At 46.4% G+C, this 14,055-nt stretch carries 9 protein-coding genes; 8 read left to right on the top strand and 1 reads right to left on the bottom strand.

Translation table 11 applies throughout. From position 1 onward, the window contains the following. Positions 1 to 51 precede the first annotated feature (51 nt). The 8 genes from A3Q3_RS0106335 to A3Q3_RS0106300 all read left to right on the top strand — a co-directional run bounded on the left by A3Q3_RS0106335 (position 52) and on the right by A3Q3_RS0106300 (position 13,088). Positions 52 to 597 (top strand): sigma-70 family RNA polymerase sigma factor, encoded by a 546-nt coding sequence (locus A3Q3_RS0106335; RefSeq protein ID WP_020182737.1) that lies wholly within the window; start codon positions 52 to 54, stop codon positions 595 to 597. Positions 598 to 616: 19 nt separating this feature from the next. Continuing rightward, complete coding sequence (locus tag A3Q3_RS0106330) at positions 617 to 1,645, top strand: FecR domain-containing protein (RefSeq protein WP_020182736.1); 1,029 nt, start codon at positions 617 to 619, stop codon at positions 1,643 to 1,645. An 82-nt stretch (positions 1,646 to 1,727) separates the two neighbouring features. After that, positions 1,728 to 5,879: a TonB-dependent receptor domain-containing protein gene (locus tag A3Q3_RS0106325; RefSeq protein WP_157355060.1), complete on the top strand. Its 4,152-nt coding sequence runs from the start codon at positions 1,728 to 1,730 to the stop codon at positions 5,877 to 5,879. Continuing rightward, on the top strand, positions 5,879 to 9,667 hold the full coding sequence (locus tag A3Q3_RS0106320) for an autotransporter outer membrane beta-barrel domain-containing protein (protein ID WP_020182734.1): 3,789 nt from the start codon (positions 5,879 to 5,881) through the stop codon (positions 9,665 to 9,667). Before A3Q3_RS0106325 ends, A3Q3_RS0106320 begins: the two co-directional genes overlap by 1 nt. Before the next feature lie 157 nt (positions 9,668 to 9,824). Further along, positions 9,825 to 10,466 (top strand): MotA/TolQ/ExbB proton channel family protein, encoded by a 642-nt coding sequence (locus A3Q3_RS0106315; protein ID WP_020182733.1) that lies wholly within the window; start codon positions 9,825 to 9,827, stop codon positions 10,464 to 10,466. 6 nt (positions 10,467 to 10,472) lie between these two features. Further along, positions 10,473 to 10,952, top strand: a complete 480-nt coding sequence (locus A3Q3_RS0106310) for a biopolymer transporter ExbD (RefSeq protein ID WP_020182732.1) — start codon at positions 10,473 to 10,475, stop codon at positions 10,950 to 10,952. Positions 10,953 to 10,960: 8 nt separating this feature from the next. Next, positions 10,961 to 11,797 carry an energy transducer TonB gene (locus tag A3Q3_RS13735; protein WP_020182731.1) on the top strand — a complete coding sequence of 279 codons (837 nt, stop codon included), beginning with the start codon at positions 10,961 to 10,963 and terminating at the stop codon, positions 11,795 to 11,797. A gap of 130 nt (positions 11,798 to 11,927) precedes the next feature. Further along, a complete protein-coding gene (locus tag A3Q3_RS0106300) occupies positions 11,928 to 13,088 on the top strand; it encodes an IS30 family transposase (RefSeq protein WP_020181889.1) in 1,161 nt (386 codons plus the stop codon). A gap of 62 nt (positions 13,089 to 13,150) precedes the next feature. Here the strand turns inward: A3Q3_RS0106300 and A3Q3_RS0106295 are convergent, their stop codons facing one another. Then, positions 13,151 to 14,044 (bottom strand): LysR family transcriptional regulator, encoded by an 894-nt coding sequence (locus A3Q3_RS0106295; RefSeq protein ID WP_232418380.1) that lies wholly within the window; start codon positions 14,042 to 14,044, stop codon positions 13,151 to 13,153. Positions 14,045 to 14,055: the final 11 nt, after the last annotated feature.

The following is a 14,055-nucleotide window of genomic DNA, read 5'->3' as shown; positions in this document are numbered from 1 at the left end:
TTTGGAGCGATTATTGCATTAGGGTTAATCATTTAGGCATTGAGTACATAAATGAATAGCTCGCTAATGTGGAATGGAATCAATTTAACATGGGCATACCATGATTTATTGCCTTCTATTTTTAGACGGATTCATTGCAAGCATTTAGCATTTGATATTTTGCATGATGCGCTGGTGAGGTTTGCGCTGGCCAAAAACGAGCAGAGGCATGCACAGCCAGAGGCTTATCTCACAACGATTGTGCGCAATTTGCTGATTGATAGTCATCATGAAGCCGCGATGTTTGTGCCTATGCATATTGAGTCAGGCAATGAGTCGAGTGGTGATTTTGATCATCTGCATAGTGCGTATGCCGTTGAGGAGCTTTCGCCATCCCCGGAACGTCTTTTGGATATTCAGCAGCGGTTGCAACTGCTGCAAAAAATCATTGATAGCCTACCGCCCAAATGTAGAGATGTGTTTTGGATGTTCCGCATAGAAGGTATGTCACAGAATGCGATTGCTGTGCATTATCAAATCAGTGTGAATATGGTGGAGCGACACATCATCCGCGCACTTGTGGATTTAAGAGCCGCCAAAGCGTTGATCTATCCATAAGCCATTACTACCTATATTTATGTCCAGCACATTATTCAGCTCGCTCAAGCGTTCAACCACACAACAAAAAATCACAGAGACTGCTGTGAAGTGGTTTTTGCGTATGCGGGATGCAGAGCCCGATCATCCTGAAAGAGGACGTTTTGAAGCTTGGCTAATGGCTAGTCGCACACATGCTGATGAGTATCATGCGGTGGCGGATGTTTGGCAAGATTTTGATAGCAAAGAGAATTTAAAATCGTTGGCCAATGCGGTGACGCAAAAGCAGTATTACGAACAAGTCACGCGTACCAAAAGAACACAAAAAATGGTCAGCAATCTATTGGGCATTGCCTTGATTGCGGTGACCAGTCTATTAGGCGTTGCCGGTTACGAGCGCTGGCAAGCTACCCCTACCATGCAGATGGCACAAGTGACCAAAGTGGGCGAGCAGTTGAGCCAAACATTGGAAGATGGCAGCTCACTCTTTATTAACGGCAATAGTGATGTCAGTGTGACTTACTACCGCAATAAACGGTTGGTGAAACTGAACCGTGGTGAGGTGATATTTGAAGTGACAAAAGATGCTGATCGGCCCTTTATTGTCGATAGCGGTTACGCGAAGGTAACAGTGCTGGGTACGCGCTTTGCTGTGAACCGCTTAGCGCAAATGGTACGCGTGAGTGTGGACCATGGCCGTGTACGTGTAGAGTCGTTACCAGACCCTGAAAATCACAAGGCAGTGGTGTTACATGACGGCCAGGTGGCGGAAATTAAAATGCGCAATAACCCAGTCATTGTGCAGCGAAGTGCCGCCGAGGCATTTAATTTTAAGCAGGGCGCACTGAATTTTGAGTATGCCGGTTTGGATGAAATAGCCGAGGTGCTCTCGCGCTACCGCAAGCCTGCGGTACAGGCAACACTCATGCCCTCGGGTAATCCGCATGTCACAGCCGTGGTGAAAGTAAAGGACATTGAAAAGTTCTTATGGAGCTTACCCGAAATCACATCTGTCACATTGCAGTCCACCCCAGAAGCAACATGGATAAAAGCGCAACCGCAAAAATAAAAAATAGTTGAATTAAGACATCAGGATTTTTTTGCCTGCTTGGTTATAGCAGTACAAGCACATTTTTAATCACAGGCAAATTATGAAAACAGTTCTAGGGTGTCATCGACCCACATCGGCAAGCGCGGTAGTGCGCACAAGCTATCTGGCAGTGCTTGCTGCGCTGTTGAGCTTGTCAACCTATTCTGTCCCAGTCATCGCGGCCGGAGAAAAGTTAAATACCACATTGCCTAGTGATGGCATGACTGGCAGGGTGATGAATGTAGATATTCCCTCGCAAGCACTGGCGGCCTCACTACAACAGTTTGCCAATTATGCGGGTGTCAGCCTTAGCTTTGATAGCAAAATCACCACTGGAAAAATTGCACCTGCCGTTAAAGGGTATATGACTGGCAGTGAAATTCTGAATCAACTGCTGACTGGAACGGACTTAGAAAGTGTGTCACGTGGCGATAGCATCATCATCAAACGTAAAGATAAAACGCAATTAGAACTGAAAGAAACCAAGGTAAGGGCCAAACGTTTTTACGATGTTGGGCCAATGCCCGGATTGAACCTGACCAAAGAGCAGATTGCCGGGAACATTCAAAGTATTACCGCTAAAGAGATTAAAGAAGCACATGCCTTGAGTTTGTCTGATCTGATGAACTCCAAACTGCAATCCGTCAACGTCAACGATTATCAAGGCAATCCATTTCAAATGGATGTGAGCTACCGCGGTTTTACCGCAGGCCCACAAATTGGTACACCACAAGGCTTGTCCGTGTTCTTTGATGGCGTGCGCGTTAATGAGCCATTTGGTGATGTCGTCAACTGGGACATGATTCCATTGAATGCATTGGGTGGCATGGATGTGTTTCCCGGCTCTAACCCTTTATTCGGCCTCAACACATTAGGTGGCGCTTTGGTCATGCGTACCAAAAGCGGTTTTACGGATGAGGGAGTTTCTGCCGAAGTGCTCGCAGGCTCTTATGGGCGCAAGCAATTACAGGTCTCCGGTGGTATTAACAATGCAGATAAAGAAGAAGGCAGCTGGGACCTTGGTGATTTTGCGGCATTTGGTGCCGGTAACTTTTTTCTGGAAGACGGTTGGCGCGATAACTCACCAAGTGAAGTGAATCAAGCCTACGGCAAGCTGGAATGGCAAGGCGATAGAGCGTCACTCGCGCTGTCCGGCTTAGGCGTCATCAATAAGCTCAAAGGGAATGGCACAGTGCCGCAAGAGTTGTATCGCCAAGATGCAAGCGCGGTATTTACCTCGCCCGATGAAACGCAAAATAAGCTGTTTCAACTCAAGCTTGCTGGTATTTTTGATGTGACCAATACCTTTAACATTACCAGTCATGCGTATTACCGTAATAGTAAACGCCACTCCACAACTGGCGATATTATTGACTTGGAAAACTTTCAGCCGGATGGAACCTACAGCCATGAGGGGACGCGCTTACCTGGCACTGGTAAAAATATTCACTGTGCATACGCGGATGATAACCGGGACGGCATCCCTAATTATTTTGTGGTGAGTGAGGCTAATTATATGCCGTTCCTCATTAGTGCTGGTACGGGCGGTGGGTTTGATATGTCGCTCACTCAAAATGAAGGTAGCGTGGTTGTTCCAGAGCCAGTGATTAACGCTTTGCAAACGATATTTGCAACTGGTGTATACGATGTATTTGTGAATCCGTATATCCAAGGAACTGATGACTTGCCATATGGCGCAGGTACTATCAGTAGCTTTATGGATTTTCCACAATCAAGTAGTGGTATGCCATATCTTGATGCCGATGGTACGACCAGTTATATATTTGCGCATGTGCCAGTCAATGCAGATGTATGTAGAACAGGGATTAATGGCTATTGGAATCAGGGCATGATTGCTGCCGAAGGTGGTGGAGTCTCTAGAGATGGTGCCTTGGGTGCTGAACCATATACTGGCGTGATTGAAGGCACGCCTACTGCGATTACTACCGACTCCAATATCCAGCAGGTAAGTAAAGGCTTAGCGTTACAGCTTAACTGGAATACCGATTACCATAAATTTATGGTGGGTACGTCCATCGATAAGGCGACTTCCAGCTATGTGGGTAAACAGCGCTTGGGTACCTTGGATGAGAACCGCAACGTAATCAATGACCCCAATTTATTGGGTGAGGAATATTACTTCGCGGATCATGATGCGACCATCAATGATTTTGCCGGAAAATCCAGTACGCGCAGTGCTTACTTTAGTGAAACATGGACACCGACACAAACCTTAAACTTTTCATTTTCAGCACGTTATAACTATACCAATATCATCAATAAACTCGCGCCTACCAAGGCAGATCGCACACTGACGGGATTAAGGTATTTAAACCGTTATGCCTATGGCATTATTTGTCCGGGCACGGATTTGTCGGAGTGTCCTTACAGTCTAGATGCGCCTATTCCGGCCGAGACCTATTTCAATGAATTAGTCATGGCAGGGCTTTTCCCTAGTGGGCTAAATCTGCTGGAAAAGTCCGCAACGGAGAAATTTAGCTATCACTCGTTGAATCCTTCCATTGGTGCAACTTGGCAAGCCAAACCCAACTTGAATCTGTACGCTAACTGGAATCAAGGCACGCGTGCGCCGTCTGTGATTGAGTTGGGCTGTGCCTACGATGCAACGCTGGTGATCCCCACTGATATTTACGGTAACCCTACCAGTACCACAGCAATTCCACGCAGCTTGGCAGAAGGTCGTGGTTGTAAGTTGCCCAGCTCGCTATCCGGCGACCCTTATTTACCACAGGTGGTTGCACAAACCTACGAGGTGGGTGCGCGTGGCAAATTCAATGATTTCTTGGAGTGGAACGTATCCGCGTATCGCACCAATGTACGGGATGATATTTACTTAACAGCATTAACGGGCGATTTAAGTTTCTTCCAGAGTATTGGTGATACGCGACGCCAAGGGATTGAGTTTGGTATGGCTGGGGAATATGGAAAATCTGATTTCCGGATGAACTACTCTTTAACTGACGCAACGTTTCAATCGCACTTTAAAACATTTAGTACAGCCAACAGTACCGCAGTCAGAGACCCATTCTTTGGGCCGATTAATGTGATTGATGTGAAGCCGGGCAATGTGATGCCAGGTGTGCCATTTAATAACTTCAACTTTAACTGGGGCTATAAATTAACCCCTAACCTCAAACTCAATATGAATATGGTGGCGCATAGCCGTTCATATTTACGCGGGAATGAGAATAACGCGCATACGCCAAACTTACCAAGAGTGACAGCAGATGGTATCGGGCGCGGAACTGGTGGCGTGATAGGCAATAATTATTCTGGTACCGCACCAGGTTATGCCGTACTGAACATGAGCGGGCGTTATAACTTTGGCAATGGCTGGGCTGCGTCGCTAATGGTGAATAACGTGTTGGATAAAAAATATTATTCTGCCGGGCGTTTGGGGGTGAGTCCGTTTGCACCTTCTACCTATGGCGCTATTGGGTCTAGTGGGTTCAACTACAACTCCAATGAGTGGATTTCATCGCAATTTATTTCCGCCGGTGCGCCAAGAGGGGTCTGGGCAAGCCTGAGTTACGATTTTGATGCCACCCAAAAAGGCGAACTACCGTCCTCTAGCATCACCAGAATTGAGCCAGATACGTTAGAGGCGGCATACGTTGCTCGTCCAAGTTCGGAAGAAGTGGCATTGCTGAAGCAAATCGATGAACTGCAATCACAACCAGTCACACAACGCACGCCTTATGGTGTGGAAATGGCCAAGCATCAAGTGAAGCTGGCGGTTGAAGCTTGGAATATGGCTATGCTGAATAACAATGCTGATGCGTATATTCAAAGCTATTCTGCAGGGTATGCGCCACCGGGCACTAGCCATAATGGATGGGCCGATGAGCAGAAAACGTTGATAGGCACAGAACAAGTGCAATCTTCAGCGCTCAGCGACATTGTGGTTGCGCCAATGGGCAAGAAACTGGCGGCGGTATTTACGCAAACAGCATTGCGTGCAGGGCAGCCAGTGGTCATGCGTAAAGTGCTGACATTTGAACAAAAAGAGGGGCAATGGAAGATTGTGCGCGAGCGCAACACCTCGCCTAGCTATCTTGATGTGAAATCAACCAAACCTATCAATACCTCCATGAACAAGAAAACACGTCAATCTGATCGTACGGATAAAGGTAAACAAGTGGCGACGAGAAACTTACAAGTCAGTGGGTTGGAAAGTGCAGGGGTACAGTAATGAATCATACGCAAATGTTTGAACAAAAACGCTTACTGACCCATGTGCTATTGGCACTCACGGTGATGATCCCAAGTATGCCCGTGATGGCGGCATGCGTAGATAACGGAGATGGTACGTATACCTGTAGCGGCACTTCTACGGTGACAGATGGTTTATCGCTAGGTAGTTTTATTATCGATAATACGGCAGCGCCTGCAACGTTCACTAATGTGACGACAGACCCAAACTTTACCATTTCGCCAGTAGTGCTGGACCCGGATTATGGCTATGTGGTGACGCCTGGGGAATATGGATCTATTCTTCGCAATACCGCGACTACTGTAGGTGTGTTGAGTACCGTTGAGGCAAATGGCCCCAATGCCGTTGTCATTAATAATGTTGCTGGCAACATTGAAATGATCGGGGATCCAGCACGCGCATTTACTGGCAATTGGAGTAATGATGCTAATGGTTTACTTTACAGTGATGGTGTACTGGCTGGCTATATAGCAGCTGTGCGTGCCGGAGCCAGTGTCTCATCACTTACCGTGAATAATCAATATGTTGATGACGGTGTATCGTATCCGAATCGCTATGCCTATTCTGGGTTAGATAGCGTGATATCAGCCACTGGGCCATACGCAGCAGCGATTTTAAGTAACTCCGCGTTGTTGACGGTCAACAATACTTCGTATATTGGTCACCCTGCTTACGGCGGCGGTAATATTATTAGCTACGCAGGCGCCACTTATACACCTCCTGCCGTGCAAGATGGCACGCAGCAGGCTACCAATGTCACTGCTGGCACAACCATTATCAATAATATATCGTTGAGAAGTGTCACTAACCCTAAAAATCTTGGGGCTGCTAACCTTGGCTCCATTGGGGATATTTATGTCGTAGATCGTAACCCTATGACCGCCGCTGCATTAGAGCAAGATCCGAGTCTGGCACTTGCTATTAACCCGGATGAAGTAGGGCCAAGAAACAGTGTGATTAATAACATCGGGCTGGCATTAGAGAGAATCCCAAATACTGCAGAAGGCGAGTTTGCGCAGTTTGGTGGGATCTATATCAATAATATCTACTTAGGCTCAGGTAATCACGAGGTGAATAACGTCAATGCCTATATCAATAATATTTATGTAGATCAAACAGATAGCGAAGTGGTCAGTGTGGTGGGCGGTGTGCCAACTACCCTTTACAGGGTACATGGTGATCGCGTATTTACGCTCAATTACCTACATGAACCAGCAGCGATCGGGACAGCGCGTTTGGGCAGTGTGGTCGTCAATGATGTCGTGGGGGCAGTCAATACCTTTAACATTGTGACGACAGACGCTAATTTTAATACAAACATTCAAACGAACGGGCTTGGCACCAACACGCTCAACTATACCTGTATTGCTCAATACAGATGTAACAATTGGCAGATTAACTTTACTGGTATGACAGCCTTTAATACCTTCGGGCAAAAAACGCTGCGGCTAGAGCGTGACGTGACTGTTTCTGGTGATATGACCATTAATAGCCCCGTGATTTTATATGCCACCAATGCATACACGCCACCCATTAATATCACTATCAATGCTGCCAATGTGGTGGTTTCAAGTAGTGGTACTTTAATGGCAGACCCTGGTAATAGCGATGTCCCTGAAGCATCAGGATTAGTGGGTAACCAAGCGATTGGCGATATTGTCGGTAATTTAATCAATAGCGGTACCCTCAACTTAGGCAACGCCATTCTGGATGTGAGTGGTGATACCACCATGAACGCGAACTCGGTATTACTGCTGTCCGTTGGGCCAAGAGGTGCAGGGCTTATCAATAGTACCGGTGCAACCAACTTTGATAGCAATAGCCTGTTGATACCCGCCAGCAAAGTAGGCACACGCGTGTTAGATGGCAATGAATATGTGATTGCCACCAATGTGAATGGATTGCCCATGCTGCAAAATGGCGATGGCTTTTTGCAATGGATGTTACGTGAAGATGCTGGCAACTTAATCATGACGGCAGATGTGGCTGTGCCAGATTTCTTAAGGCCACTCGTCACCGAAGGCGCGGCCAATGCTGTAGATGCGTTCTTTAGTTACACAGGCGATAACAAACAGGCCGTCAAACTACAGGCAGACTTAGCATTTGTGAAAGGGATTGATGTGATTCGCTCCGCTGAACGTTTACGCCCAGAAGTGAATGACGGCAGTATTCGCATGGTGCTTGGCAATACCGACAAGCTGTTCAACATGACCACCGCGCGCATGGTGGATGGCTATTTAACGCAACACTATGCCAGTAGAGTGCCAGTGCGTTTGGCCAAAGCGCAAACCAATAGTGCAACAGATGCTACGGAGGGTGGTGCATCGCCCGCAAACCTTGGCATTTGGGTGCAAGGTTTTGGTGACCGTGGCGTACAACAGCGCATGGATCTAGGCGATGGCTATGAGTTTTCATCCGTTGGATTTTCTGCAGGTATAGACCGTGATGTAGAAGTGGTTGGCACGGATATGCGCTTAGGGTTCGCCGCAGGGTATGCACGCAGCAATATCGTCAATACTGGGCATACCGTCAATAATCGTATTGATGGCAATAGTTACTTGGTGGCGGCTTATGGCTCTAAGGCTACTGAAGACTTTTACCTAAATGCAGCACTGGGTGTAGGGCGCAATACTTACGAAAGCCGCCGTCAGTTATTTGAATTTAGCTCGGTGGGCGAGCGCGGCGGCTGGCAACTTTCCGGGCGTGTTGACGCTGGTATGCCCATGGCATTTTCTGATGATGTTACGTTTATCCCGATGGCGGCGTTGGATTACAGTTTTGTCAGGGAGGATAGCTATAAAGAAAACACAACAGTGTCCAGACCACTCACTTATAGAGCGCCAGGTAGCCCATATGATTCTGGCGTTACGGAGAATGGCATGCAGGTATTCCAAAATGTACCAGCGCCGACTAACTTGGAAGTTGAAAGTCGAAACTTTAAGTCATACCGTGGTGGGCTGGGTGGCAAATTGGTGTACGCCATGCAAGAGCCTACTTGGGGTGCGGAGTTAGAGTTACACGGCATGTATCGACATGAGTTTGGTGATATTGCGCCCGCTACACAAGCTAGATTTGTGGTCGGCGGCAACAGCTTTGTCAGCCCGGCGATTCAGCCAGTACGTGATGACTTTGTATTTGGCGGCAGTATTCGACTCAGCAGTGATGACGAAAATGATCAGATCACATTCTTTACCAGCTATGACGCCAATATGCGTGAAAAGTATTTTGGACAAGCGGTATCGCTAAGCTTGCGCTATGACTTTGACAAGGCTGGTGAGTACAAACAAAAAGCCAAGTTAAAACTAGCAGAAATGATGGCTAAAAGAGGCGGGCCCAGCGCCGAAGTCATGAAGTCGATTCAAGAGAGTCGGGCTGCGCAGTCAGAAAGCATGGGTGTCGTCGTCGATCCTCAAAAAGCAAAAGAAATACAAGCAATTGATACGGCGATTAATAACTGGGCGAGTGCGCTGAGTAACAAAAATACAGATATTTACTTTAATACCTATGCAGCCAATTTTATATCGCAGGAAGGTAGCTCTCGCCAACAGTGGGAACGTAAACGCAGAGTGGAAATAAGCAAAGCGTCCAATACAGCGATTCAATTATCAGACTTAACTATTGAGGCTGAAGGTCCGCAAGCATTGGCCGTGTTCATTGAAACCATTCACGATGGTCAGCATAAGGTTGCGACCGAAAAGATTCTTGAAATGGAAAATAAAAACGGCAGATGGCTCATTGTGAGTGAAGACAGCGCTGCGCATGAGTAATTCACGGCGTTTGCAAGCGCTTTTAGGGCAATAAATAAAATTTTTTGAATTAACACATCAGGGTAATGCGTGGTTAAACCGACATAGGTAATAAGAACCCGTGTTTTTAAATAAGAGGTTCGCCTCACTGACACTTTTTACAGAATGGAACATGGGTATGAATATGACGTTGGATATTGTGAATTTGGTACTGTTGTTTCTCGCTATGCTTTCAGTTTTGGTGTGGGGCGTGGTTATCTACAAAGGTTGGGCGTTTTACAAAATCAACCAACAAAACAAGTATTTTGCAGATGCACTTAAAGAAGTGAAACATCTGCGCGGTGTGGTCACCATTGCAAGAGATGCGCAGGGCAGCTTGGCAAGGGTATGTAAAGCTGGCTTGGATGAGTTGTTTCATACGCAGCACGATGTCAGCTTAGTCAATAAACAATACCAGACAGACATGGTGTTGCATGCTTTGCGTAATCAGGTATACCAAGAGCAAAGCAAGCTGGAAAGTGGATTATCTGTGCTGGCCAGCATTGGCTCTACGGCACCGTTTATTGGTTTGTTTGGTACCGTTTGGGGCATTATGCATGCGCTTAAAGATATTTCGGCCACTGGTTCTGCTGGGTTGGATGTAGTGGCCGGCCCGATTGGGGAAGCGCTGATTGCTACCGCGATTGGTATTGCCACCGCCGTACCCGCCGTGTTGGCGTATAACTACTTTTTACGCAAGCTCAAAACCAGCAATGCGCAGATGGATAACTTTGGCGATACATTCCAATATCTCATCATGAAGTCCGGTTTAAGGGAGTAATTCAACATGGCGATGCTCACTAACGATAACCAAGATAGCATGATGAGCGAGATTAATGTGACGCCATTGGTGGATGTCATGCTGGTGCTGCTCACCGTATTTATTGTCACGGCGCCTTTATTGATGAATGCGGTATCGGTCAAACTGCCCAAAGCCTCAGCCGAGCCTGTGTCCACACAAATCAAATCCGCGCACATTAGCATTACACAACAAGGAGACCTGTACTTGGATGAAGTCAAACTGAGTCAACCTGCCTTAGAGACTGCGTTGCAGCAATCTGCCAAAGTGCCCGATTACGCGGTCGATATCATGGCTGATGAGAAAGTGGAATATGGCGTGGTGGCAAAAGTCATGGCAGCGATTCAGCGCGCGAAAATAGCCAAATTCACGTTTGTCATGATGCCGGATGTTAATAGTACTAATTTGCCAAGCACGGACCTGCTAAGTACAGATCTGCCAAGTGCAGAGCCAAGTACAAACCACTAGGAGTTTGCATGACTTTAGGCAAGCTATCCCATCCGCATGATGATTCGTTAGACTTTTTAGAGAAGCAGCCCACGCAAGTATTAGAAAAAGACTATCAACTGCGTTATGCGTTACTGCTATCGCTCGTGCTGCATATTACGGCTTATTTTTGGTTGCCTTACTTCAAGCAAACTCCGCTACCCAAGCCCACACGGTTTGAGGTAGAGCTCAGCAATCTGTTAGCACAAGCCCCTAGTCAGCCAGCCAGCAATCCTGCGCCAGTACAGCCAAAGCCGGTGCAAGAACCAGTGACGCCTCCTGTACAAAAACAAGTGGTCAAACCCACGCCTGTAGTCAAGCCACGGGAAGTCACGCCCGTATTGACAGCCGAATCACCGGAAGCCTCAGCAGACTACGAGGTGCCAACGACACAGGCAAAACCGAGTGAATCGCAAGCGAGCACGAATACACCACAAAGCAGTACTACATCAACAACAGCGCATACAAACAGTGAGGCCAGCAATAGCGACAGTACTAAAACCTCTGAGAATGCAACACCTTCGGAGGCCAGTCCAGAAGAGGCCTGGGATGGCTATGGTCAGCAGCTCCAAGATTTGGTTGGTAAAAATAAAAACTACCCTGCCATCGCCATCCGACGCAACTGGGAAGGCACGGTCAAGCTCCTCGCTAAATTTGTTGCGGGCAGGTTGGTGGATGTGACGATTATGGAGTCTAGCCAGCGTCAAGCGCTGGATGATGAAGCAATGCGCATGTTAAAAAAAGCGGTGGCGCAAATCCCGGTAAAAGGGGCGCTGGCCAGTAAAAACTTTACCGTGGTGGTGCCGGTAGACTTTAAGCTGAATTAATAATTAGTTAATGGTAGTTACGCCCAAATGAGAGGTATTACTAAAATTTACTGAATGTCTCAAAAATCCTGTGAGTTCAACCGGTCGATGCAACACGTTATTCTTATACAAAAGAATGAGGTGTTGAAAAATGAAATACAGACCAAGAATTTATTATAGTGATGAGCAGAAAGCTATCATGTGGGATCGCTGGAAAAAAGGTGACTCGCTGCATGATATAGCCCGTTTATTTGACAGAAATCACTCTTCAGTAGGGCGTATATTATCTCTGACAGGTGGGATAAGACCGCCACAAAGAATACGTTCACATCTAGCTTTATCACTATCAGAGCGTGAAGAAATTTCCAGAGGTGTGGCAAGTCAAGAATCGTTTCGTTCGATTGCCCATCGGCTTGGACGCTCTCCATCTACCATTAGCCGTGAAATCAAGCGTAACGATGGTTATCAGCAATATCGGGCAACACAAGCTGATCAAGCTGCCTGGGATCGTGCTAAACGTCCAAAGCTTTGCAAACTATCAGGCAATCAAGAGTTAATAAAAACCATCACATGTAAGCTACAATCAAACTGGTCACCGCAACAAATTGCCGGTTGGTTGAAAAGAGAGTTTCCTACAGAAGAGCATAATCAAGTGTCACATGAAACCATCTATCGTAGCTTGTATGTTCAGACTCGTGGCGTATTGAAAAAGGAGTTAATTCAATACCTGAGGACGAAACGTATTATGCGTCGCTCCAAGCATTCGAGCTTGAAAGGCAATGGGCTTGGTCAGATTACCGATACAGTATCAATCAGTGAACGCCCAGCCTCCATAGAGGATAGAGCTATACCAGGGCATTGGGAAGGCGACTTGATAGCGGGGTCTAAAAACAGCTACATCGTGACATTGGTCGAGCGTCACTCACGATTCGTAATGTTAGGTAAGATTAAAGACCGAAAATCCGAAAGCGTTGTATCTGCTTTAATCAAGCAAGCAAAGAAACTCCCCAATGAGTTATACAAATCACTCACTTTGGATAGAGGTACGGAGTTTGCAGAACATCGCCGTTTTCAAGTGGAAACGAATATTGATGTGTACTTTTGCGACCCCAACAGTCCTTGGCAGCGTGGAAGCAACGAAAACACTAATCGCTTATTGAGGCAGTACTTTCCAAAAGGTACTGACTTATCGGTACACTCACAAGCTAAACTAAGCGCAGTGGCTAGACGGTTAAACGAAAGGCCTCGTAAAACATTAGATTACGAGACCCCAGCAGAAAGATTTAAAGCGTGTGTTGCGTCGACCGGTTGAACTCACACCCCAAAGCTGACGTTGGAAGTTTTAATCACCTCGCCAAAATTTCTATAAAAATTTTATTTATTTAAAAATTTGTTATGGCAGTAATCAATAAATTGTCGTATTCGGAATGGGATTTGAGTTCTTTCTGTGTAATACATATAGATCCCCAATCTTGCAGTTGTTCCTTCTGGAATTAATCTAATTAACGCCCCTGTATCAAGTTCTTGCTTAACAAGATATTCACTTAACTGCCCTATACCTAATCCAAGTTTTACTGCATCAATCTCAGCTTCAATGTTGTTGAATCTGGCAATTGCTGGCACGTGCACATACGTAAGTTCCCCATCTATCTGTATTTCCCATGGCATTTCTTTGCCAGTTTGAGGATGCAGGAAGCCTGTGCATCGGTGATTTTGAATGTCTTCAATATTGGATGGTATTCCGCACTTCTCAAGATAAGATGGCGCTGCGCAGATAACAGATACGATGTCTCCCAGCTTTCTAGAAATGACGTTTCTTTCAGGCGAAAGCCCTGTCCTAAAACCGATATCTATTCTTTGACTGATGGTGTCTACAAAAGCATCACTCAGCATCAAATCAAAATGCACATCTGGATAAGACAATTGAAACTCATGAATGAGTGGCACCAGAACTCGATTGCCGAACGCCAGAGGGGCTGCCAATCGAATGCGACCACTCATACCACGTTTATTTTCCTGGAGATCGCCTAATGCATCATTCAGCATTTGCATACCAGGATTGGCATTTTGATATAAACGCTCTCCCTCTTCCGTTAAGCTCAGATGGCGTGTAGTCCTATGAAGAAGCTTCACCCCAAGATTTTTCTCTAAATGCTTAACGGACTTGCTTACTGCCTGTGGAGACACACCTTCGTCAATGGCTGCTTTTCTAAAACTCAACTTATTAGCTACGGCTAAAAACATGGTTAAAGAACGGGTTAACTCCATATAAACAACCT

Source organism: Methylotenera sp. 1P/1, from assembly GCF_000384355.1.
Classification (GTDB): domain Bacteria; phylum Pseudomonadota; class Gammaproteobacteria; order Burkholderiales; family Methylophilaceae; genus Methylophilus.
The sequence above is the reverse complement of the archived record's forward strand: the minus strand, read 5'-3'. Positions and strand labels throughout refer to the sequence as shown.

Bases quoted from the DNA above. Each gene is read 5' to 3' on its own strand.
- A3Q3_RS0106335 (WP_020182737.1), top strand. From the start codon at position 52: ATGAATAGCTCGCTAATGTGGAATGGAATCAATTTAACATGGGCATAC.
- A3Q3_RS0106330 (WP_020182736.1), top strand. From the start codon at position 617: ATGTCCAGCACATTATTCAGCTCGCTCAAGCGTTCAACCACACAACAA.
- A3Q3_RS0106325 (WP_157355060.1), top strand. From the start codon at position 1,728: ATGAAAACAGTTCTAGGGTGTCATCGACCCACATCGGCAAGCGCGGTA.
- A3Q3_RS0106320 (WP_020182734.1), top strand. From the start codon at position 5,879: ATGAATCATACGCAAATGTTTGAACAAAAACGCTTACTGACCCATGTG.
- A3Q3_RS0106315 (WP_020182733.1), top strand. From the start codon at position 9,825: ATGAATATGACGTTGGATATTGTGAATTTGGTACTGTTGTTTCTCGCT.
- A3Q3_RS0106310 (WP_020182732.1), top strand. From the start codon at position 10,473: ATGGCGATGCTCACTAACGATAACCAAGATAGCATGATGAGCGAGATT.
- A3Q3_RS13735 (WP_020182731.1), top strand. From the start codon at position 10,961: ATGACTTTAGGCAAGCTATCCCATCCGCATGATGATTCGTTAGACTTT.
- A3Q3_RS0106300 (WP_020181889.1), top strand. From the start codon at position 11,928: ATGAAATACAGACCAAGAATTTATTATAGTGATGAGCAGAAAGCTATC.
- A3Q3_RS0106295 (WP_232418380.1), bottom strand. From the start codon at position 14,044: ATGGAGTTAACCCGTTCTTTAACCATGTTTTTAGCCGTAGCTAATAAG.